Source organism: Corynebacterium evansiae (assembly GCF_027570065.1).
In the GTDB taxonomy this organism is placed as follows: Bacteria; Actinomycetota; Actinomycetes; order Mycobacteriales; family Mycobacteriaceae; genus Corynebacterium; species Corynebacterium evansiae.
Map to the genome: position 1 here is coordinate 294,472 of NZ_JAKMUT010000002.1, position 20,832 is coordinate 315,303.

21 protein-coding genes are annotated in these 20,832 nt (G+C 64.3%); 3 read left to right on the top strand and 18 right to left on the bottom strand.

The annotated features are described in order from the left end of the window. Positions 1-29: 29 nt before the first annotated feature. Both L8V00_RS03335 and dxr read right to left on the bottom strand, forming a co-directional pair. On the bottom strand, positions 30-1,274 hold the full coding sequence (locus tag L8V00_RS03335; protein WP_070487660.1) for a M50 family metallopeptidase: 1,245 nt from the start codon (positions 1,272-1,274) through the stop codon (positions 30-32). Continuing rightward, a complete protein-coding gene (gene dxr / locus L8V00_RS03340) occupies positions 1,259-2,449 on the bottom strand; it encodes a 1-deoxy-D-xylulose-5-phosphate reductoisomerase (RefSeq protein WP_269944240.1) in 1,191 nt (396 codons plus the stop codon). The genes L8V00_RS03335 and dxr overlap by 16 nt, the downstream gene beginning before the upstream one ends. Before the next feature lie 144 nt (positions 2,450-2,593). On the opposite strand from dxr, the gene L8V00_RS03345 reads away from it, so the two are divergent. Continuing rightward, positions 2,594-2,995 carry a DUF2631 domain-containing protein gene (locus L8V00_RS03345; RefSeq protein ID WP_035006047.1) on the top strand — a complete coding sequence of 134 codons (402 nt, stop codon included), beginning with the start codon at positions 2,594-2,596 and terminating at the stop codon, positions 2,993-2,995. Positions 2,996-3,066: 71 nt separating this feature from the next. Here L8V00_RS03345 and rlmN read toward each other — a convergent pair whose 3' ends face one another. Further along, positions 3,067-4,164, bottom strand: coding sequence for a dual-specificity RNA methyltransferase RlmN (gene rlmN / locus L8V00_RS03350; RefSeq protein ID WP_035006049.1), 1,098 nt, complete (start codon positions 4,162-4,164; stop codon positions 3,067-3,069). 86 nt (positions 4,165-4,250) lie between these two features. Here rlmN and L8V00_RS03355 point away from each other — a divergent pair, with 86 nt between their 5' ends. Further along, positions 4,251-4,646 (top strand): LapA family protein, encoded by a 396-nt coding sequence (locus L8V00_RS03355; RefSeq protein WP_274707043.1) that lies wholly within the window; start codon positions 4,251-4,253, stop codon positions 4,644-4,646. Here the strand turns inward: L8V00_RS03355 and L8V00_RS03360 are convergent, their stop codons facing one another. The 5 genes from L8V00_RS03360 to rpsB all read right to left on the bottom strand — a co-directional run bounded on the left by L8V00_RS03360 (position 4,647) and on the right by rpsB (position 8,847). Beyond that, positions 4,647-5,501 (bottom strand): phosphatidate cytidylyltransferase, encoded by an 855-nt coding sequence (locus L8V00_RS03360; RefSeq protein ID WP_034986404.1) that lies wholly within the window; start codon positions 5,499-5,501, stop codon positions 4,647-4,649. It lies immediately after the preceding gene. A 43-nt stretch (positions 5,502-5,544) separates the two neighbouring features. Further along, entirely contained in the window at positions 5,545-6,102 is a 558-nt protein-coding gene (gene frr, locus L8V00_RS03365; protein WP_034986349.1) for a ribosome recycling factor, read from the bottom strand. 62 nt (positions 6,103-6,164) lie between these two features. Further along, positions 6,165-6,947, bottom strand: a complete 783-nt coding sequence (gene pyrH / locus L8V00_RS03370) for a UMP kinase (RefSeq protein WP_049050452.1) — start codon at positions 6,945-6,947, stop codon at positions 6,165-6,167. An 88-nt stretch (positions 6,948-7,035) separates the two neighbouring features. Continuing rightward, complete coding sequence (gene tsf, locus L8V00_RS03375) at positions 7,036-7,854, bottom strand: translation elongation factor Ts (RefSeq protein WP_034986351.1); 819 nt, start codon at positions 7,852-7,854, stop codon at positions 7,036-7,038. 171 nt (positions 7,855-8,025) lie between these two features. Beyond that, positions 8,026-8,847, bottom strand: a complete 822-nt coding sequence (gene rpsB, locus L8V00_RS03380; RefSeq protein ID WP_034986352.1) for a 30S ribosomal protein S2 — start codon at positions 8,845-8,847, stop codon at positions 8,026-8,028. A 622-nt stretch (positions 8,848-9,469) separates the two neighbouring features. Between rpsB and L8V00_RS03385 the strand changes: the two genes are divergently transcribed. Then, positions 9,470-9,889, top strand: coding sequence for a M23 family metallopeptidase (locus tag L8V00_RS03385; RefSeq protein WP_237746336.1), 420 nt, complete (start codon positions 9,470-9,472; stop codon positions 9,887-9,889). On the opposite strand, the gene L8V00_RS03390 is transcribed toward L8V00_RS03385, so the two are convergent. The 10 genes from L8V00_RS03390 to betT form a co-directional block, all read right to left on the bottom strand. Further along, positions 9,864-10,772: a tyrosine recombinase XerC gene (locus L8V00_RS03390; RefSeq protein WP_049050450.1), complete on the bottom strand. Its 909-nt coding sequence runs from the start codon at positions 10,770-10,772 to the stop codon at positions 9,864-9,866. The two genes, L8V00_RS03385 and L8V00_RS03390, sit on opposite strands and share 26 nt — an antisense overlap. 17 nt (positions 10,773-10,789) lie before the next feature. Further along, positions 10,790-11,980, bottom strand: a complete 1,191-nt coding sequence (gene dprA, locus L8V00_RS03395) for a DNA-processing protein DprA (protein ID WP_269944208.1) — start codon at positions 11,978-11,980, stop codon at positions 10,790-10,792. Next, positions 11,977-13,515, bottom strand: coding sequence for a YifB family Mg chelatase-like AAA ATPase (locus tag L8V00_RS03400; RefSeq protein WP_269944209.1), 1,539 nt, complete (start codon positions 13,513-13,515; stop codon positions 11,977-11,979). Before L8V00_RS03400 ends, dprA begins: the two co-directional genes overlap by 4 nt. A gap of 3 nt (positions 13,516-13,518) precedes the next feature. Further along, positions 13,519-13,881, bottom strand: a complete 363-nt coding sequence (locus tag L8V00_RS03405; RefSeq protein WP_237746337.1) for a YraN family protein — start codon at positions 13,879-13,881, stop codon at positions 13,519-13,521. 171 nt (positions 13,882-14,052) lie between these two features. After that, complete coding sequence (locus L8V00_RS03410) at positions 14,053-14,358, bottom strand: DUF2469 domain-containing protein (RefSeq protein WP_005295294.1); 306 nt, start codon at positions 14,356-14,358, stop codon at positions 14,053-14,055. A 4-nt stretch (positions 14,359-14,362) separates the two neighbouring features. After that, positions 14,363-14,989: a ribonuclease HII gene (locus L8V00_RS03415; protein ID WP_269944210.1), complete on the bottom strand. Its 627-nt coding sequence runs from the start codon at positions 14,987-14,989 to the stop codon at positions 14,363-14,365. A gap of 18 nt (positions 14,990-15,007) precedes the next feature. Continuing rightward, complete coding sequence (lepB, locus tag L8V00_RS03420) at positions 15,008-15,805, bottom strand: signal peptidase I (protein WP_420840022.1); 798 nt, start codon at positions 15,803-15,805, stop codon at positions 15,008-15,010. An 85-nt stretch (positions 15,806-15,890) separates the two neighbouring features. Beyond that, positions 15,891-16,232, bottom strand: a complete 342-nt coding sequence (rplS, locus tag L8V00_RS03425; RefSeq protein WP_005295302.1) for a 50S ribosomal protein L19 — start codon at positions 16,230-16,232, stop codon at positions 15,891-15,893. A gap of 113 nt (positions 16,233-16,345) precedes the next feature. Beyond that, positions 16,346-18,634 (bottom strand): Tex family protein, encoded by a 2,289-nt coding sequence (locus L8V00_RS03430; RefSeq protein WP_035006068.1) that lies wholly within the window; start codon positions 18,632-18,634, stop codon positions 16,346-16,348. Positions 18,635-18,653: 19 nt separating this feature from the next. Then, on the bottom strand, positions 18,654-20,831 hold the full coding sequence (gene betT / locus L8V00_RS03435) for a choline BCCT transporter BetT (RefSeq protein WP_269944211.1): 2,178 nt from the start codon (positions 20,829-20,831) through the stop codon (positions 18,654-18,656). Position 20,832: the final 1 nt, after the last annotated feature.

The window sequence follows — 20,832 nt, forward strand, 5'->3', positions numbered from 1 at the left end:
CGGCGGGCGCAGAGGTGGGCGTCAACTAACTAGAAAATACGGATCGGGTTAACCACATCGGCGACGATCACGATGATGCCGAACACCAGCAGCACCGCCGTGGCCGCGTACGTGAGCGGCATTAGCTTCGTGTAGTCGGCGGGGCCGCCGGGCTGCTTGCCGCGCAGGCGGCGGAAGAAATCGCGGATCTTTTCGTAGATCACCACGGCGATGTGCCCGCCGTCCAGCGGTGGCAGCGGCACCAGGTTGAAGGCGGCCAGGAAGAGGTTCAGGCTAGCCAAGGTCATGAGGAAACTCATCCACTGCTGGTACTGCACCAGCTCGCCGCCGACGCGGGAGGCGCCGACCACGCTCATCGGGGAATCGTCCTCGCGGTTGCCGCCGAAGATGGACTCGACCACGCCCGGCACGCGCTGCGGCAGGGCGATCAGGCCGTGGAAGGTGTCGTTGACCATGCCGCCGGTGAAGGACAGCGTGCCGCCCACCGCGCTGGCGGGGTTGTACTGGTTGATCACGAGATCCGGGCGCTTGGCGCGGATGCCGACGGCGCCGGAGGTCATGGTGTTGCCGGCGGTGTTTAGGCGCTCGACCAGCTCGATCTGCAGGTCGAGGTTCTTGTGCTGCCCGTTGCGGTCGACGACGGCCGGGACCGTGATGCGGTCGCCGACCTGCTTGCCGTCGTCGGCGGCGCGCTCGGCTTCGGCGGCGATGGCCTTGGTGAACTCCCGGAAGTCTTCTGTTTCTTCGCCGTTGACGGAGAGGAATGTATCGCCGGTCTGGACGCCAGATTCCGCCGCGGGACCGTCGCCCGAACACTTGGCGAGCGTGCCATCCGAATTTTGCTTCGCCGGGGCGCACTGAGTGGATTCGACGGTGGGAGTAAAGACCACGTTGCGGTCCGGCAGTCCCCAGGCCAGCGCCACCCCGTAGAGAATGCCGAGAGCCAGCAGAATATTCATGATGATGCCGCCGAGCATGACGAAGATGCGCCGGTGCGCCGGCTTGTCGTACATGGCGTACGGGCGCTCCTCGTCGGTCATCTCGTCCAGCTTCGTCATGCCGGCGATGTCGCAGAAGCCACCGAGGGGCACTCCCTTCAGGCCGTACTCGGTGTGGCCCTTGCGGAAGCTAAAGATCGTCGGGCCGAATCCGATGAAGTAGCGCCGCACGCGCATGCCGGACATGCGGGCGGCAATCAGGTGCCCTGCCTCGTGCAGGGCGATGGATAGGGCGATGCCTAGGGCGAAGAGTAGGATCCCTAGTCCGAAAGCCACGTGGCCATCCTTTCGTGCGCCTTGGCTCGGGCTTCGCGCTCTGCCGCCAGCACATCTTCCAAATCGTTGGGTTCGGCGGACAGGTGCTGGCAGGTCTCCATGGTTGCCGCAACCGTGTCCACAATGCGGGGGAAGCTGAGCCGACCGTTGAGGAACTCGACGGCCGCTTCCTCGTTCGCAGCATTATAAACCGCAGGCATCGTTCCCCCGGCAGTGACCGCCTGGCGTGCCAGGATTACGGCCGGGAAGACCTCGTCGTCCAAGGGCTCGAAGTGCCAGGCGGTTGTCTGGGAAAAGTCCAGCTTGGGCTGAGCATCCGCGATGCGGTCGGGCCACCCGAGAGCCAGGGAGATCGGCAGCTTCATCGACGGCGGGGAGGCCTGGGCGATCGTCGCCCCGTCGATGAAGGTGACCATGGAGTGGACGATCGACTGCGGGTGGACCGTCACGTCGATCTTCTCGGCGGGAATGCCGAATAGCAGGCTGGCTTCGATCAGCTCGAGTCCCTTGTTGACCATCGTCGCGGAGTTCAGGGTGTTCATCTGCCCCATCGACCAGGTCGGGTGGTTTGCGGCCTGCAGCGGGGTGACGTCCTCCAGCTGGGCGCGCGTGTAGCCGCGGAATGGCCCGCCCGAGGCGGTAAGCACCAGCGAGTCGACTTCGTCCACCCGCCCGGAGCGCAGGCATTGCGCCATCGCGGAGTGCTCGGAATCCACAGGGATCAGCTGCCCTTCGTCCGCCGCCTTCAGCACCAGCTGGCCGCCTGCGACGAGGGATTCCTTGTTCGCCAGCGCCAACTTCGCCTTTGTGCCCAGGGTCGCCAGCGTCGCGTCGAGCCCCAGGGAACCGACCAGGGCGTTCAGGATGACGTCGCCCTCCCCCAGCTCCGGACCGATGGCCTCGACCAGCTCGCGGGCGGAATCCTTGCCCCGGATGCAGTGGGCGCCGAACTCCCCGTCCAGCCACTCCGCCGTGTGCTCGGAGGCCACCGCCACCCGCGCGAGGTCCAGCCCAAAGTCGCGGACCTGCTGCGCCAGCACCTCCGGCTTAGAGCCGTGCGCGGAAATGCCGACCAGCTCGAACCGCTCCGGGTTATCCGCCATCACCTCCAGCGCTTGGGTGCCGATGGATCCGGTGCTGCCTAAGACTACTACTCGCGTTTTCACGCGGTCTATTCTATTTCCTTTCTTTGTGACGCCGCGTCTCCCCACCTGAATTGGGTACTTTCCTGACCACGCCTGTCCGCGGATAGGGACATTCTCGCCCCGATGTGTCAAAATAGCGGGGATAGAAATTTTTTTGACTTTCAGGAGGAAACGGTGGCGCACCACTCTAAGGAAGCTGAAGTTTACAACGGCGTATCCACTGCGGACGTTCCGTCTGCGGCTTGGGGCTGGAGCGAGCTTCCGCGTCGCGGAATCATTACTGCCGGTGTCATCGGCGGCCTGTTCTTGCTGGGCATGCTTTTCGGCAACCACAAGGGCAACGTTGAGAACATCTGGCTGATCGTGTTGGCAGTCGTGGTCTTCCTCGGCGTTGGCCTGTGGGTGGCCCGCCCGACCTTCAAGCAGCGTACGACCGTTACCGCTCGCAACCAGCCCGAGGGCCATGTGGAGCCGGTATGGTCCGCTGACCAGCTGAACCTGACGGGTGCTTACGCCGACCTGAGCGACGATGAGCTGCGTAGCCAGAACATCGACCCGGCTACGCTGAACCGCTAGCTCTGACCAGCTAGTTTTTAGCCCCAAAAAATTTTTTAACTGCGCAGGCTGTTTGAAAGCCTGCGCAGTTTTTATTTCTCTTCTGCTGCCAGCTGGCCACAGGCCGCGGCGATCTCCTGGCCCTTCGTGTCTCGCACGGTGCAGGGCACGCCCTGGGCTTCCACACGGCGGACGAACTCGTCCTGCCGGTCCTTCGGGGAGGCATCCCACTTGGAGCCTGGCGTGGGGTTCAGCGGAATCAGGTTGACGTGCACCTTCGTGCCCAGCGCCCCGCGTAGCTTCTTCCCCAGCAGGTCCGCGCGCCACGGCTGGTCGTTCATGTCGCGAATCAGGGCGTACTCAATGGAAACGCGGCGGCCGGAGGTATCCGCGTAATAGCGCGCGGCATCCAGCACCTCCTCCACCGACCAGCGGTTGTTCACGGGAACGAGCTCGTCGCGCAGCTCATCGTCCGGAGTGTGCAGGGAAACCGCCAGGCGAACCTTCATCTCCTCGTCCGCCAGCTTGCGGATCGCCGGGGCCAGGCCGACCGTCGACACGGTGATGTTGCGCTGGGAAATGCCGAAGCCATCCGGCGCGGGCGCGGAAACCTTGCGGATGGTCTCCACCACGCGCTTGTAGTTGGCCAGCGGCTCCCCCATTCCCATGAACACGATGTTGGACAGGCGACCGCCCTCCTCCTGCATCGTGCTGGCCGCCGCGCGGGCTTGCTCCACCATCTCGCCGACGGAGAGGTTACGGTCCAGGCCGCCCTGGCCGGTCGCGCAGAACGGGCAGGCCATGCCGCAGCCAGCCTGGGAGGAAATGCACAGCGTGGCGCGCCCCGGGTAGCGCATCAGCACGCTCTCCAGCATCGTGCCATCGTGCAGTCGCCACAGCGTCTTGCGCGTCTCCCCATCGTCGGCCTCCATGTTGCGCATGGGGTGCATCAGCTCGGGGAATAGAGCATCCTTTACCGACGCGCGCTTGGACTCGGGCAGGTCGGTCATCTCCATCGGGTCGCCCTGCAAACGGCCGTAGTATTGACGCCGAATCTGATCCGCCCGGAACTTCGGCAGACCGAGCTCCTGCACACGCTCCTTGAGTGTCTCCTCATCGAGATCCGCCATGTGTACCGGCGGCATTCCCCTTTTGGGTGCTGCGAACTGAAGTTTTACTGGTGTAGCCATGATGCGCCCATTATTGCACGTAACGGGGGTAACCCTCACATTGCAAAAATCTGAACCCAGCCACGTTATGCCGTTGAATAGTAGGTATGAGCGACAACAACCAACCGAACTCTGTTCCTCAACCGACCAATCCCGAGCCGGTTAGCACTCCCCAAAACCCGCCGGTTTCGAACACTGAATCTGTAGCTGGGGCGCCGGCGCAGAATCCGGCGTCACCAAAAAAGAACAGCGAGCAGCGCGAGGTGAAGAAGACCCTGGCGGGAACGACGTGGGTGGCGCTCATCGTCGGCGTGCTGCTGCTGATCCTGTTGCTGGTGTTTATCCTCCAGAACCAGGAATCCGCCGAGCTCCAGCTGCTGGGCTGGACGATGACCTTCCCGATCGGCGTAGGCATGCTGATCGCCGCGATTGTCGGTGCGCTGATCATGGCACTGGTCGGCGGAGTACGCATCGTGCAGCTGCGCAAGCAGGTTACGGAATAGCTACACGCCGCTGAGCATATTCAGCACAACCCAGGTAATCATCGCCGACGGCAACATGCCGTCCAGGCGATCCATCAGGCCGCCGTGGCCCGGCAGCATACCGGACATATCCTTGATCCCGAGGTCGCGCTTGAACTGCGACTCCACCAGGTCGCCGAGGGTGGCGCAGCAGGCCAGGCCGGGCCCCAGCAGCAGACCGACCCAGAACGGGCCGGAAAGCAGCAAGGTCACGCAGGCCACACCGATGGCGGTGGATAGGATCAGCGAGCCGACGAAGCCCTCCCAGGACTTCTTGGGACTGACAGCGGGTGCCATCGGGTGCGTGCCGAAAAGCACGCCGGCGATGTAACCGCCCACGTCGGAGCCCACAACACACAGCATGAACGTGACGATGAAGGCCCAGCCGTCGACGTGATCGCGCTCCATACGCGACAACATGGCCGCGAAGCTGCCAAACAGGGGGATCCACGTCAGTACAAAAACGCCGACCGCCGTATCCCGCAGATAGTTATGCGGAGGCGAGGAACGGCCGTGGTGGAATAGGCGCGTCACCATCAGCAACAACACGCTGATGACGAAACCCGCCAGCGCGCCCGTCGGCCCGAAAGGCCACGAAAGCCACACGATCACCTGCGCGCCTAAGAAGAGGACGGGCAGGTTCAGCACATAGCCGCCCTCGTAGAGCCGGCGCCAGACTTCATAAACCGCCAGCGACAAGGCCAAGGCCACCAGCGGATACCACGCGAAAGGTGTGAAGAGCCCCGCGATGGCGATGGCGCCCAGAAATACGCCGACGGCGATGGCCTGTTTCAGATCCCGGCCGGGACCATTCTTGGGTTTCGGGCGAGCAACGATGAGAAATCGGCCTTTCGTGCGCGGGGGCTAGCAGGCGCTCGAGTTAAACCTCGAGCAGTTCCTTCTCCTTGGCCTCGACCAGGGAATCAACCTGCTCGACGTAGTTGTGGGTGATCTTCTCCAGATCCTTCTCAGCTGCGCGAACTTCGTCCTCGCCGGCCTCGCCGTCCTTCTGGATCTTGCCCAGCTGCTCCATGCCCTTGCGGCGGATGTTGCGGATGGCGATCTTCGCGTCCTCGCCCTTGGCCTTGGCCATCTTGACCATTTCCTTGCGGCGCTCCTCGGTGAGCTGCGGGATCGTGACGCGCAGCACCTGACCGTCGTTGGTGGGGTTGACGCCCAGGTCGGAGTTGCGGATAGCGTTCTCGATCGCATCCATGGTGGACTGCTCGTAAGGCTTGATCAGCAGCATGCGGGGCTCCGGAACACTGATGGTGGCCATCTGGGTGATCGGAGTGGGAACGCCGTAGTACTCGGCGACAACGCCGTTGAACATGGAGGGGTTGGCGCGACCGGTGCGGATGGTCGTCAGATCCTCTCGGGCGTGCTCCACGGAGCTAGTCATACGCTCTTCGGACTCAAGCAGAATATCGTCAATCATGATTAGAAATTTACCAGCTTACGGTGGGGATATGGGTTTAGGGATCGGGTTATGTTGGCTCTTTAGCGGGCACCGACGTTGCCGTCGACCAGGGTGCCGATGCGCTCGCCGTTGATCGCGCGGGCGATATTGCCCTCGGTGAGCAGGTTGAACACCAGGATCGGCATCTTGTTGTCCATGCATAGGGAGAACGCGGTGGCGTCGGCGACCTTGAGCCCCTTCTCGATGACCTCCCACGGGGTGATCTCGTGGAAGAGCTCCGCATCTGGGTTGGTGCGCGGATCGTCGCTGTACACGCCGTCGACGGCCTTGGCCATCAGTAGCACCTCGCAGCCGATCTCCAGGGCGCGCTGGGCGGCGGTGGTGTCGGTGGAGAAGTACGGCATGCCCATGCCCGCGCCGAAGATAACGACACGCCCCTTCTCCAGGTGGCGGGAGGCGCGCAGCGGCAGGTAGGGCTCTGCAACCTGCGTCATCTGGATGGCGGTCTGCACGCGGCAGTCCACGCCCTCCTGCTCGAGGAAATCCTGCAGGGCCAGGCAGTTCATGACCGTGCCGAGCATGCCCATGTAGTCGGAGCGGGAGCGGTCCAGGCCGCGCTGCTGCAGCTCTGCCCCGCGGAAGAAGTTGCCGCCGCCGATGACCACGGCGACTTCCACACCGGACTTGGAAACCTCCGCGATCTGTCGCGCCACGTTCTGCACGACGTCGGGGTCGATGCCGACCTTGCCGCCGCCGAACATCTCACCCCCCAGCTTCAACATAACGCGCTTGTAGCCTTCGCGGTTTTCGGCTGTAGTCACCGGGGAATCTCCTTTGTCGACGTGTTTTGCACTGCTGGCCATACTACCCCACCCAAGACATGGAAAAAGGCCTCGGCACCCTTACGGGCCGAGGCCAAAGTTACAAGGCTTTATGCCTAGCGGTACGTGGCTATGCCTGGCCAACCTCGAAGCGCTTGAAGCCCTTCAGGGTCACGCCGGCCTCGTCCATAACCTGCTTAACAGACTTCTTGGACTCGGTGACGGACGGCTGGTCCAGCAGGCAAACGTCCTTGAAGTAGCCCTTCAGGCGACCCTCGATGATGTTCGGCAGAGCCTTCTCCGGCTTGCCTTCCTCGCGTGCGGTAGCCTCGGCGATCTCGCGCTCCTTAGCAACGGTCTCAGCCGGGACCTCGTCGCTGCTCAGGTACTTAGCCTTCAGAGCGGCAACCTGCATAGCGGCTGCCTTTGCTGCGCCCTCGTCGTCGCCTTCGTAGGCAACCAGCACGCCAACTGCCGGCGGCAGGTCAGCGGAGCGGTGGTGCATGTAGACAGCGACCTTGTCGCCCTCGATGGTGGTGGCGCGCTTCAGCTCCAGCTTCTCGCCGATCTTTGCGGACAGCTGCTGCAGAGCGTCGACAGCCTTCTGGCCGTCAACCTCGACTGCCTCGAGCTCCTCGCGGGAGTTAGCCTTAACCTCGGCTGCAGCGGCTGCGACCTTGTCGGCGAACTCGATGAACTCGGAGTTCTTGGCCACGAAGTCAGTCTCAGCGTTGACCTCGATCATGGTGTTACCGGAAACGGCGATCAGGCCCTCGGAGGCGGAGCGCTCTGCGCGCTTGCCAACGTCCTTGGCGCCCTTGATGCGCAGGATCTCGATGGCCTTGTCGAAGTCGCCAGCGGCTTCTTCCAGGGCCTTCTTGCAGTCCATCATGCCGGCGCCGGTGATCTCGCGGAGCTTCTTAACGTCTGCAGCGGTGTAGTTCGCCATGTGGGGCGATCCTCCTTCTGGTGGAAGTGTTCATAGTGGCTGAAATAACAGTTTCTAAATTCAGTCCTGTTTTCCAGCCTAGGTTACAAGTAACGCCCACGCCCGTCGGACACGGGTCTGAAACTGTGTCCCATACGGGGGTGGGCGCTAAATCGCTAGCTCTAAAGCAGCTTATGCCTCGGTGTTGCCCTCGGCCTTTGCCTCAGCCTGAGCCTCTTCGGCGGGGGCCTCGGTCTTCTCAGCCTCAGCCGGTGCCTTGTCAGCGTCGCCGGCAGCTTCCTTGGCTGCAGCCTCCTGGCGCTCGGCGCGGGCCTGGCGGCCAGCCTCGACTGCGGAGGAGATGATGCTGGTCAGCAGGTTTGCGGAGCGGATAGCGTCGTCGTTGCCCGGGATCGGGTAGTCGACAACATCCGGGTCGCAGTTGGTGTCCAGGATTGCGACAACCGGGATGTTCAGTTTCTGTGCCTCGGAGACAGCGATGTGCTCCTTGTTGGTGTCGACGATCCACAGAGCGGACGGGGTCTTGGTCATGTCCGCGATGCCGCCGAGGACGCGCTCCAGCTTGTTGCGCTCGCGGGTCAGCATCAGAACTTCCTTCTTGGTGCGGCCCTTGTAGCCGTCCTCAGCTGCGTCCATTGCCTGCAGCTCCTTGAGGCGGTGCAGACGCTTAGCAACGGTCTGGAAGTTGGTCAGCATGCCGCCGAGCCAGCGGTGGTTGACGTAGGGCATGCCCACGCGCTCTGCCTCGTTGGCAACTGCTTCCTGGGCCTGCTTCTTGGTACCGACGTACAGGATGTTGCCGCCGTGGGCGACGGTCTCCTTGACGAACTCGTATGCCTCGTCGATGTAGGTCAGGGTCTGCTGCAGGTCGATGATGTAGATGCCGTTGCGGTCGGTGAAGATGAAGCGCTTCATCTTCGGGTTCCAACGGCGGGTCTGGTGACCGAAGTGGACACCAGCGTCCAGCAGCTCGCGCATAGTAACAACAGCCATGGTGTTACAGGGGCGTATTTCTTCTAGCCAACCGCGTGGTCGGCGCCGCCCCTTCCTCGCTTTCAAAGTTTAGGGTTTGACGGTTTTCTTCACGATGCACTCGACACTCACTGTACGTGCGTGGCTTATGCACCATCCTGGCAGATAGTCCCCGGTGTAGCTGTGGCTCGCCATGTTCGCCCGCTTCTTCTATCGGGACCGTGCTGGTGAGCCATTAGGTGGGGTGCGAATATCTACGCGTAGTCAGTCGCCTTACTCCGCCTCTCGGTCTTCGCGAAACCGAGTGCACTCCCTTAGAACTTGTGTGTATCAAGAAAGTGCGACAGACGGATCCGGACATACTGCGCTTGCTACCCTACCCCCACTCACGCTGCCAAAACAAGTCCTATCGCCGCGCGTTGTGCCGTTTCTGTGGACAACTTTTAGTTATCCACAGCCTCGCCGGTTCGCCCTTTCTTTTTGGTGACGCCCCCACGCATCATCTGTAGCCATGACCCCACGGCTATACCGCACCATTTCCTTAACGCTTGCGCTGGTTCTCCTCTGGGTTGGCACCCCGCCTGCTCCCTTGCCAACTGCAAGTTCCCAACCCGATGCGCCCCGCATAGTCCGCTCCCATAGGTTGCCAACTGCCAAGGATGCGCAGGTAATCCGCGCTGCGGACATTCCCGATGCCGTGTGGGAACCGGGTCACCGGGGCGTGGACCTGCAGGCCTCTCCCGGTGAGGCGATCTTAGCCAGCCGGGGTGGCACCGTCGCCTTTGCAGGAGTCGTCGCTGGCACGCCGGTTGTCTCCATCAGCCACGCGGACGGTATCCGCACCACCTATGAGCCCGTCATGGCACGCGTGCGCGCCGGTCAAAAGGTGCGCCGAGGCGAGGTCATCGGCGTGCTGGCGGATGTCGCCAACTTGCCTGAGCATGCCCGGAAATCGCCGGGGCTATCCTGGGGCGCGCGATTCGAAGGCAAGGGGCGGGTGTACATCGACCCGATGACGCTTCTCGGTTCCGTGCGGGTCAGGCTCTGGGATGTGCCTGGTTAAAGACGGCCTTCAGGCGCTCGGTGCCGACGTGGGTATAGATCTGCGTGGTGGACATGTTCGAGTGGCCAAGGAGCTCCTGCACCACGCGGAGGTCCGCCCCACCCTCCAGGATCGCTGTGGCCGCGGAGTGCCGCAGCCCGTGGGGAGACAGGCGCGGGCCGGGGCCAGCCTGGGTTACGCGATTCACCACGGTGCGCACCTGGCGGGGATCGATGCGCTTGCCGCGCACGCCCACGAAAAGAGCCGGGGTTCCCTTGGCCATGTCGCCTCGCACCTCGAGCCATTTCTCCAGGGCCGTCACCACGGTGGCCCCAAAGGGGACCACGCGGGTCTTGCTACCCTTACCCGTCACGCGGAGGAGGCGGTTGGAAAAGTCCACGTCGTCCACATCGCAGCCGGTCAGCTCGGAAACGCGGATGCCGGTGGCGTACAGCAACTCAACCATGGCCCAGTCGCGGATGGCGCTGGGCGTGGATGCATCGGCCTCGGGCTGCAGGCCGTTGAGCATGTCGGTGGCCTGATCGGCGCGCAGCACGCGCGGCAGCGTGCGCTGCGGCTTCGGCGCCTTCAGCGCGGCGACCGGATTGGCCTGCACGAAGCCGCGGTGTGCAAGGAAGGCTCCGAAGCCCCGCATGCTGGAGGCCAGCCGGGAGAGGCTGGCCCGGCTGGCGCCGTTATCCACCGCCCAGCCCAGCACGTCGCGGGCGCGGTCCAGGTCGAACTCCTCGATGCGCTCTAAGCCTTCCAGCGCGCTGTCGAGATCCCGTCGGTAGGCGCGGATCGTGTTCTCGGAGCGCCCGACCACGTGGCGCAGGTGCTGTTCGTAGTCGTCCAGCGCAGACCACAGCGGCGCCGTGGTGCCAGTGGGACGGGAGTTACTCATGTGACCAATCTAGCCGGTCACTCGACCCTAATCCAGCGATCCGCCTCCCTCCGGAGCCTGCCCATGGCCTCCAGGTCTCGCAAGCAGCGGATCACCGTGCGGGCGGGCAAACCGGTGGCTTCCACCAGTTGCGGCAGTCTGCCTTCGGGGCCTTTGCCGCTCGGCAAGGCTGCGGCGTCAATAATGGCGAGGTGCTCCCAGCTAGGCAGGAACGAACGATCCTCCTGGCCTAGCCCCAGCACCATCTGCTCGCCGAGAGGGGTGAGCTCCTCGATCAGGTCACGGGCGCTGACGGCTAGTGTGGCACGGGCGGTACGGATGCGGTCGAGGCACCCGAGGGAAGCGTGGGATGTGACGGGGCCAGGGACGGCAAAGGTGGGCTTCACGAAGGCCTCGGCCCAGTTCAGGGTGTTGAGGGCTCCGCTGCGCTGCGGGGCCTCCACCACCAGGGTCGCCTGTCCGAGCGCCGCCGCCAGGCGGTTGCGGGTGAGGAAGCGATGGCGGGCCGGCGGGGTGCCCGGCGGATACTCGCTGATAAGCATTCCGCCGGCGGCGACTATCTGCTCAAACAGATCCCCATGCGCCTTGGGGTAGGAAACGTCGAGCCCACAGGCCATGACCACAATCGTGGGCATCTTGGAATCGAGGGCCGCGCGGTGGGCGATAGCATCGATGCCGATCGCACCCCCGGAGATCAGGCTAAAGCCCGCGTCCGCCAGGTCTCCTGCGAAGGACCGGGTGACCTGCTCGCCGTAACGTGTGGCGGCACGGGTGCCCACGACCGTAACCGAGCGGCGCACCAACGCATCCAGGCGCGTGTCTCCGCGCACCCACAGGGCGAAGGGTGCCGCCGCCTGGCCGCGGACGGAGGAATCGTGATCCGCACCCGAATCGGCCATCCGGACGAAACTGGCTGTCAGTTCGCTCGGCCACTCATCGTCCTCCGGGGTGACCAGCCGCCAGCCGCGGGCGGTGGCCAGCTCCGCGTCGCGGGCAGGATCCTGCTCGTAGCGCTGCGACGTCGAGTCCGCCAACGCGCCCGGTAGCTCCCCGCCCCGGCGCGCCAATGCGTCCGCGACAGCTTGCACCTCCGCGGGGCCGAGCTGCTCCCAACCGTTGGGCCACAGCATGTCCAACACGTCGAGGCGCGATGCCTCTATGACCCGGCGCACGTAGACCCACTCCAAAAAATTTTCCTGGGTCGTCATCGCTGTACCTCCGCCAATTCCCTATCCGCTCCGAAGAATTCCACCGCGTCGCTGATGTGCCCCAGGTGCGGAGCGGAAGCGCGATCTAGGTCCGCAAGTGTCCAGGCGACCCGGATGGTGCGATCCACTCCCCGCTGCGTGATCGTGCCGGTGCGCAGCATGTCCTCCAGCAGCACGGCGCCGGAATCGTCCACGCCTACCTGCCGCAAAATTTTTCCGGGCACCAGCGCGTTGCTGGCGGTACCCCACCGCCGGCGAGCGCGATCCCTGGCCTCGGCCACCCGTTCGGCCACGGCGGCGCTGGTCTCCCCCGGACTGCTAAGCGCCTCAATCTGCGGCCTGCCCGTGGTGGTGGCGAACACGTCCACTCGGTCGCGCAGCGGGCCGGATAGCTTCGCCTGATAACGCAGCCGCGCCCCCGATGGGCACGTGCAGTCAATCGGCAGCTCCGCGCCACACGGGCAGGGGTTGGCGGCCATCACCAGTTGAAAGTCGGCGGGGAAGCTGGAGATTCGATTCGCCCGCATGAGCTCCACGCGGCGCAGCTCCATGGGCACGCGCAGGCACTCCAGGCTATCCCGGCGCGCCTCGCTGACCTCGTCGATAAACAGCACCCCGTGGTGGGCTAGGCTCACGGCCCCGGGCGCGGGCACGCGACCGCCGCCGATGAGTGCCGCCGGGGTCACGTTGTGGTGCGGGGCAATGAACGGCCGCTGCCCCGCGAGCACCTCCGGCAGGCTCCCCTTGACCCCCGCCAGGGAGTGCACGCTCGCGGCCTCCACCCGCTCGGTATCGGTCATGGGCGGGAGTATCCCCGGCAGGCGTTCGGCCAGCATTGATTTACCGCTACCCGGCGGCCCCGTCAGCATTAGGTTATGTCCCCCGGCCGCGGCCACCTCCACCGCCCGGCGGGCAGCGGGCTGTCCCACGACTTCCGCCAGGTCCCCCACTTGCCGGGGCGGGGCGTACTCCCCCGGGCATGCCTCTCGCAGCTCTCCCCCGCGCAGCCAGTCGATAACCGTACCCAGGTTCGGGGCCACCAGCACACTCACGCCCCCATCGCTCGCTGCTGCCTGCGCAGCCTCGGCTGCCTCGCTTTCGTTTCCCACGGGCACCACGACAGTGGAGAATCCCTCCATCGCTGCGGCCAACACCAGCGCGAACACTCCCTGCACCGGGCGGATCTGCCCGTCCAATCCCAGCTCCCCCACCAGGATCGTCTGGGCTAGTCGCCCTGCCCCCAGCGCGTCGTCCGCCACCGCGGAAAGCATCGCGCACACCATCGCCAGGTCGTAGCCCGCCCCCTGCTTCGGCAGCCCAGCGGGCGATAGGCTCATCACGGTCCGCGACCCCGGCCACCCCACGCCGGAGTTCTTGAGCGCCGACCGGATGCGGTCCTTCGCCTGCACCACCGCGGTATCCCCCATGCCCACGATTGATATTCCGGGCAGCCCCCTGCTCACGTCGCACTCGACGGTGATCACGGTCCGCCTGGTCCCCTCCAGCGCTATCGACTGCGCATGCCCCACGGCCATCGATCACCACACCCCCTCGACGTGCTCGCGCACCCCGTCCGGTCCGACGTCGATCACGTCCACGCGCAGTCCCCCGGAAAACTGCACCCCCTCGCGGTTCTGTTCCAGCCATAGCCCGGCCAGCGTGCGAATCCGCCTGAGCTTCCGCGGCCCCACCGCCGCCACTCCGCCCCCGTCGGAGTCCGAGGCGCGATACTTTACCTCGATGAAAGCCAGGTCGTCCTCGGGCGTCCGCGCCACCAAGTCCAGCTCCCCATAGCGGGTATAGAAGTTGCGGTCCAGCACCTCATACCCCGCCCGCTGCAGATACTCAGCCGCCAGGTCCTCCCCCAGGTTTCCCACTGCTCGCTTGTTCGCCGCCGTCACTAGTCGCCCTCCCCTTTTCGTGATCCGGCACCGGTCCTTCACGCCCGGCACCTGGTTCACAAGTGTGGGGCATCATCCCCGTGGGGTGGCGTCATAAAAAGAAACAGAGACAACAAAAGCCCAGGGGGCTGTGGATAACCCCTGGGCTGTGAATAAGAGGAAAGGTGCAGGTCAGTCCGGCAGTTGCAGCTCGGGCTTGTCGAGCTCCTCGATGTTTACGTCCTTGTAGGTGATTACGCGCACGTAGCGGACGAAGCGGGCGGGGCGGTACATGTCCCACACCCAGGCATCAGACATGCGAACTTCGTAGTAGACCTCCCCGCCGGAGTTGCGCGGGATCAACTCGACGGCGTTGGCCAGGTAAAAGCGGCGCTCGGTCTCCACAACGTAGGAAAACTGGCTGACCACGTCGCGGTACTCGCGGTACATCGACAGCTCGACGTTTGCCTCGTAGTCGTCTAGTTCCTCAGCGCTCACGGACTTACCCTCGATCCTTCCCTTTAAGCCACTGCTGGTGCGCAGCGGCCACGTTCTTGTAACTGTAACGGTGATAAGGGGTGCCACCATGTAGGCTCACCGCAGTCATGTGCGCCTTGGTGCCATAGCCCTTGTGACTAGCCAAACCATACCCCGGGAACTCCTCGTCGAGCGTTCGCAACACTCGATCCCTGGAAACCTTTGCCAGCACACTTGCCGCGCTAATGCACTTGGCCATCTGGTCGCCCTTCACCACGGGCAGGTGCGGCATGGGCAGGCCGGGGACCTTCACCGCATCCGTCAGCACGTATCCGGGCTGCACCTCCAAAGCGGCCACGGCACGCCGCATGCCCGAGACGTTCGCGTGCTGGATGCCGAAGCGGTCGATATCTTCGGCGCTGATGTGAATGATCGAGTAGGAAACGGCGACGTCGCGGATGACGTCATACAGCCGTTCGCGGGTCTTCTCCGTGAGCTTCTTCGAGTCGGTCAGGCGGTCCAGCCCGGCCCCGTCCAGGTCGGCAGGCAGGATGCACGCCGCAATCGAGATCGGCCCGCAGCACGCGCCGCGCCCGGCCTCGTCCACGCCTGCGACGGGCCCAAGCCCCGCGGCCTCTAGCTCGCGTTCCAACTTAACTCTCGAGTGGCTCTAGCCCTGGATGGGCAGGGCGTCCACGCCACCAATGCGGCTGAACGGCAGCAGGATGGTCTCGACCTCGCCGACGATGTTCTCCACAGGGATGGTTCCCTGGTGCTCGTCGCCCATGTGCGCGCGGGAATCCAGCGAGTTGGTGCGGTTGTCGCCCATCACCCAGACAGCGTCGTCCGGCACGGTAACGGGGCCGAAGTAGTCGCCCTGGCACTCCTTGGAGCCCGTGGTCGGGTCGATCGGGTTGGCCGGCGGATCCATCGTGTAGGAATCGTCAACCTTCTTGCCGTTGACCATGATGCCCGGGTCGCCCTCCTGGCACTGCACGGTCTGCCCACCGGTGGCGATCACGCGCTTGACCAGGGTGTTTTCGTCCGGCGCGACGATGCCGATAGTGGCGCCAAGGTTCTGCAGCCCGCGCACCACGTCGTTGGAGCTGCGGCGGGAGGTGTATTCCTCGTTCCAAGACTCAGTTCCGACGAAAACGACGACATCGCCCGGGTCGGGCATCTTGTCGCCGCGGTAGGCCAACTTGTTCACGAAGATGCGGTCGGGTGTGCAGCCCACGCAGCCGTGCAGCGTCGGCTCCATAGACTCGGAAGGAATCAGGTACATGCGGCCCACAAAGTTATTGAAAGCGCCCAGCACCAGCATCGTCACCAGGATGATGATCGGCATCTCGACCCACCAAGGGTAGGTCTTCTTCTCCTTCTTCTTTTTTGGTGACGCCCCCTGCTCCGGCTGCGCTGCAGCCTCATCGGGCACGTTAGGGTCGTTGGGTTCCTGTCGATGAGTCACAAAGAACGAGGATACCAGTGGGGCGAACAGCAAAAAACCCAGCCACGAAAGTGTGACTGGGTTGATAGCACTTAGGGGGTAAGTACTAGATGCGCTCCTTGATGCGGGCTGCCTTGCCGCGACGCTCGCGCAGGTAGTACAGCTTCGCACGGCGGACCTTACCGCGGGACAGGACGTCGATGCGGTCGATGTTCGGGGAGTGAACCGGGAAGGTACGCTCCACACCGATGCCGAAGGAAACCTTGCGGATGGTGAAGGTCTCGCGGATGCCGGAGTTCTGGCGGCGGATCACAACGCCACGGAAAACCTGCAGACGGGACTTGGAGCCCTCGATAACCTTGACGTGAACGTCCAGGGTATCGCCGGCGCGGAACTCGGGAATGTCGTCGCGCAGCTGAGCTGCGTCAACCTTATCAAGAATGTGCATGGATGAAATCCTTTTGCTCGTCTGGATAGAGGATCCTCGCGGCTTTTCGCGTGACGTGCGCGCCTACGGGTTCGTACCCACAACAGAAATTAACTTGAGTAGTATGACACCGACTAGCGGCTTTGTCCAAATCCCGCGTTCTTCAGCGCGGCGGCCATACTGCCCTGCGGGGCCTGATTGCGCGGGTTAGGCTTCCTCCGCGCATTGCGCTTCTGCCCCGCGTCCTTCTTCGGCTTGGACCTGCCGCTGGCTTTAGAGTCCTTGGGTTCGTCCTGCAGGCGCAGGGAAAGGCCAATGCGGTTGCGCGGCACGTCCACGTCAACGACACGCACCTTCACCACCTCGCCAGAGCTGACCACGTCGTGCGGATCCTTTACGAATTGCTCGCTCATGGCGGAGACGTGAACCAGGCCATCCTGGTGCACTCCGATGTCCACGAAGGCTCCGAAGGCGGCGACGTTCGTGACCGTGCCCTCTAGCACCATGCCCGGCTTGAGATCCTTGATGGTCTCGATCCCCTCGGCGAGCGTGGCGGTTTTAAACGTCGGGCGCGGGTCGCGCCCCGGCTTGTCCAGCTCCGCCAGCACGTCCGTGACGGTGGGGATGCCGAACTGCTCGTCCGCGAAGTCCCCCGCACGCAGCTTGCCCAGCACGGCGGAGTTGCCCACGAGCTGCGCAACCTCCACGCCGGTGGCGTCCACGATGCGGCGCACCAGCGGGTAGGCCTCCGGGTGCACGGCTGAGCCGTCCAACGGGTCGGCAGCTCCGTTGATCCGCAGGAAGCCCGCGGCCTGCTCGAACGCCTTCGGCCCCAGGCGCGGCACCTTCAGCAGCTCCTTGCGGGACTTGAAAGCGCCGTTCTCATCACGGTAGGCCACGATGTTTTCCGCCAGGGTCGGAGTAACGCCCGCCACCCGGTTGAGCAGTGGCGCACTGGCCAGGTTCACGTCCACGCCGACGGAATTCACTGCATCCTCCACCACAGTGTCCAGCCCGGCGGCCAGCAGCGCCTGGTTGACGTCGTGCTGGTACTGCCCCACGCCGATGGATTTCGGGTCGATCTTCACCAGCTCCGCCAGCGGATCCTGCAGGCGGCGGGCAATGGAAACAGCTCCGCGCAGCGAGACGTCCATGTCCGGGAACTCCTGGGCGGCCACCTCGGAGGCGGAGTAGACCGACGCACCCGCCTCGGAGATGACGACGGTCTGGGGCTTGGTACCCTCAGCCAGCCCGGCGATCTCCTTTGCCAGCTTCTCCGTCTCGCGGCTGGCGGTGCCGTTGCCGACTGCCAGCAACTCCACACCATGCTTGTTCACCAGGGCGCTGAGGATCGTGCGGGCCTTATCCCACTGGCCGGAGTGCGGGTAGACAACCACCGTGTCCAGCACCTTGCCGGTGCCGTCCACCACGGCACACTTCACGCCGTTGCGGTAGCCCGGATCCATGCCCAGGGTCGCCCGGTGGCCCGCGGGGGCCGCCAGCAGCAGATCCTTCAGGTTCTTCGAGAACACGCTCACGGCAGCCTCGTCGGCCCTCTCCTTCAGGCGCATGCGCACATCCACCGCGGAGCTGACCGCCAGCTTCGTGCGCCAGCCGAAGCGCACGCATTCGGCGCGGAACTTATCGGCCGGGTCCCCCTGGGCCTGCAGCCCAGTGCGGTCGGCGATGATGCCCTGGTAGAACTCGTCGTCCTCCCCCGGCGCAAAGTTCACGCGCAGCACGCCCTCGTTCTCACCGCGCAGCAGCGCCAGCACGCGGTGGCTCGGCAGGTCCCCGAAAGGCTCGTCAAACTCGAAGTAATCGCGGTACTTCTGGCCTTCTTCCTCCTTGCCCTCAATCACGGCGGATTCGGCACGGCCGCGCTTGAAGTATTCCTCGCGGATCTCCCCCACCAGATCTGCATCGGTGGAAATGTCATCGACCACGATGGCCCTGGCGCCGGCCATCACCGAGGCGGCGTCAGCAAAACCCTCCTGGACGTAGTCCGCGGCCAGATCGGGACTACCTCCGGCGAGCAGCTTCTCGACCAGCTCGCCCAAGCCGGCCTCGCGTGCGATGGCGGCCTTGGTGCGGCGGGACTTCTTAAACGGCAGGTACAGGTCCTCGAGGCGGGCCTTCGTGTCCACGGCCAGGATCTTTTCACGCAGCTCGTCGGTGAGCTTGCCCTGCTCTTCGATGCTCTTGAGGATGGTCTCCTTGCGGGCGGCGAGCTCGCGTAGGTAGTCGAGGCGCTGCTCGAGCTGGCGCAGCTGGCTATCGTCCATGCCGCCGGTGACTTCCTTGCGGTAGCGGGCGATAAACGGCACGGTCGCCCCGCCATCCAGCAGGTCGATGGTGGCCTGAACGCGGGGCTGATCCACCCCGAGCTCGTGGGCAATGATGCTAGCGATGCTATCGGTCATTCCCCACATTCTAGAGGGGCTACTGCTTGCCGAAGTCCTCGCCCCACTCGGGCGCATCGCTGGTGAACTCCGTCAGATCGCGCTCGCCGCTAAAGCCCTGCTGCATGTGCAGGTACTCCAGGTGGCGATCGAAAAGATCCAGCACGTTATTGATCAGCTGCGCGCGGGTGTAGCCGAACACGTCGAAGCCCAGGGAGCCGTTCATGCCGAAGACCTCGAGGCGGACGTAGTTCTTGCCGTTGTCGAGTTTGTCCGACGCGCCCTCGCGGACCGCGAACTCCGGGGTGGTGGAGATGACCGGGTAGAGCTGATAGCGGAAGACCGGGTCCTCCCCGAAGATCACGGACAGGTCCAACTGGGGAACCTTGGTGTCCTTACTGTCGGCGACCAACAACGTGGCGTCATAATCCCTAGCCCGCAGCGCCGTAGCAACCGATTCAAGGGCGGGCTTGGCGATCTGCACCACATACCGGTGCGCGGTCTGCTCCGACGGCCAGGTAGAGGTGCGATCGAGGCGGTTCTCCCAGTCCAGGTCGTTGCCAGAGGGCAGGGTACGTCCGGAGATTGCGGAGTGCAGAGCGATGGCACGGGAATCCACCTGGGCGGTCTCCATGCGTATCGAGCGCATCAAGCCCACCATAATCAGGTACACCACCACCATGAACGGCAAGCCCATGATCAGCGTGGCCATCTGCAGCGTGGCGATGCCGCCAACTTGCAGCATGGCGATCGTCAGCACGGCGACGGCACCCGACCACATCAGGCGCATCCACGGCGCGCCGTCCTGCTGTGGGTCCTGCGAGATGGAGGAGAACTTCGCCATAACCAGCGCGCCGGAGTCCGCGGAGGTCACGAAGAACAGCAGACCCACGAGGATGGCGATAAACACCACGATCGTGCCGCCGGGCAGTCCATCGAGCAGGGTGTAGAAGCCACGCTCCGGGGAGTCCACGGCGGTCTGCAGGAAGTCGTGATCCTTGTTGTTGACCGCACGATCCAGCGCAGTGTTGCCCAGGATGGAGGCCCACAGCGCGACGAAAAGGAAGGGGACGCACAGGGTACCGATGACGAATTGGCGGAAGGTGCGGCCACGGGAAATACGGGCCAGGAACAGACCTACGAACGGCGCCCAGGCCACCCACCAGGCCCAGAAGAACAGGGTCCAGTTAGCCATCCAATCCGCGGTGGCTGCCGGGTCCTGGGAGTAAGAGAAAGTCTCGAAGGTCCAGCGCGGCAGCCAGGCGAGGTAGTCGCCCATGTTCTTCACCACGGAGTTCAGCAGCCAGCCAGTGCGGCCGGTGAACAGGACGAACAGCAGTAGTGCGGTGGCGAGGTAGACGTTCGCCTCACTGAGGCGCTTAATGCCCTTGTCCACACCGGATACTGCGGAGATCGCTGCGACGCCCACTGCCAGCGCCACCAGGGCGATCTGCATGCCACGGCCTTCGGGCAGGCCGAACACCATGTTCAGACCGAAGTTCAGCTGCACCACGCCGATACCCAGGGAGGCCGCCACGCCGAAGATCGTGCCGAGCAGGGCGGCGACATCGACCGCGTCGCCGATCGGTCCGTTCACCCGCTTGCCGATCAACGGGTACAGGGCGCTGCGGATGGCCAGGGGCATGTTCAGGCGGTAGGCGTAGTAGCCAAAGGCCAGGCCCATCAGGGCGTACAGCGCCCAGCCGGACACGCCCCAGTGGAATAGAGTCCAGGCGATGGCCTCGTTGTAGGCCTGCTCCGTCATCCCCTCGCCCACCGGCGGGGTGGAATACTGCGCCAGCGGCTCGGCCACGGAGTAGAACATCACGCCGATGCCGATACCGGCGGCGAAGAGCATTGCCGACCAGGAGAAAAGGCTGTACTGGGGCTTGGAGTGGTCGGGACCCAAGCGGATAGCGCCCGCCTTGGACAGGGCGATCCAGATCATGAAGATCAGCGCAATGGCAACGGTGGCGATGTAGAGCCAACCCAGGCTCTCTGTCAGCCACCCGGTGATTCCCCCGACGACGGAATCGAAGTTATCGCTGGCGACGGCGGCCCAGATAGCGACCAGCAAAGTGATGACCATCGTGACCGCCACCACGGGCCAGTTGGCCTTGGGAGGCTCCCCACTGCGTGAACGGTCCGCCCCCGCAGAGTACGTACCGACGATGGCCCGAGGGCCAGCTGACAGTCTGGATCGCTTCTTGTCCGCCAAC

Coding starts and splice junctions, on each gene's coding strand:
- rlmN (WP_035006049.1), bottom strand. CDS start 4,164: ATGGCTACACCAGTAAAACTTCAGTTCGCAGCACCCAAAAGGGGAATG.
- L8V00_RS03355 (WP_274707043.1), top strand. CDS start 4,251: ATGAGCGACAACAACCAACCGAACTCTGTTCCTCAACCGACCAATCCC.
- frr (WP_034986349.1), bottom strand. CDS start 6,102: ATGATTGACGATATTCTGCTTGAGTCCGAAGAGCGTATGACTAGCTCC.
- pyrH (WP_049050452.1), bottom strand. CDS start 6,947: ATGGCCAGCAGTGCAAAACACGTCGACAAAGGAGATTCCCCGGTGACT.
- tsf (WP_034986351.1), bottom strand. CDS start 7,854: ATGGCGAACTACACCGCTGCAGACGTTAAGAAGCTCCGCGAGATCACC.
- rpsB (WP_034986352.1), bottom strand. CDS start 8,847: ATGGCTGTTGTTACTATGCGCGAGCTGCTGGACGCTGGTGTCCACTTC.
- L8V00_RS03390 (WP_049050450.1), bottom strand. CDS start 10,772: ATGAGTAACTCCCGTCCCACTGGCACCACGGCGCCGCTGTGGTCTGCG.
- dprA (WP_269944208.1), bottom strand. CDS start 11,980: ATGACGACCCAGGAAAATTTTTTGGAGTGGGTCTACGTGCGCCGGGTC.
- L8V00_RS03400 (WP_269944209.1), bottom strand. CDS start 13,515: ATGGCCGTGGGGCATGCGCAGTCGATAGCGCTGGAGGGGACCAGGCGG.
- rplS (WP_005295302.1), bottom strand. CDS start 16,232: ATGCACATTCTTGATAAGGTTGACGCAGCTCAGCTGCGCGACGACATT.
- L8V00_RS03430 (WP_035006068.1), bottom strand. CDS start 18,634: ATGACCGATAGCATCGCTAGCATCATTGCCCACGAGCTCGGGGTGGAT.